This is a genomic window from Pseudophaeobacter profundi (genome assembly GCF_029697505.1).
Classification (GTDB): domain Bacteria; phylum Pseudomonadota; class Alphaproteobacteria; order Rhodobacterales; family Rhodobacteraceae; genus Pseudophaeobacter; species Pseudophaeobacter profundi.
Map to the genome: position 1 here is coordinate 1 of NZ_JARJEF010000150.1, position 324 is coordinate 324.

The window sequence follows — 324 nt, forward strand, 5'->3', positions numbered from 1 at the left end:
GTTCACCATCCGACAGAAGGCCGGTGGACCGACGTTCGCTGCGTTCATGGTGCAGGCGAGGTCCGGCAACTCTCCGACTCCTCTCGGCACCTTCCAGCCGAAGGGTGACAACGCTCGGACGGTCACTTGCAGCGCCGACAACGACACCGGCTCCCACAACAGCCCCGACCCCAAGAAGAGTGTCACTCTCATCTGGACTCCTCCCACCAACTTCAAGGGAAATGTCAACTTCTTCGTAACTGTGGCTGAAACCAAACTGAAGTTCTGGGTCCGTCACAAGGCGGCTGCTCTCTCTGTTAAATGAAGAAAGGACGTCAGTAAGGC

1 protein-coding gene is annotated in these 324 nt (G+C 57.4%); it reads left to right on the plus strand.

Annotated elements, in window-relative coordinates:
- A partial coding sequence (locus P2081_RS20595; RefSeq protein ID WP_278924651.1) for a reeler domain-containing protein occupies positions 1-304 on the plus strand: 304 nt, incomplete at its 5' end.
- Positions 305-324 lie beyond the last annotated feature (20 nt).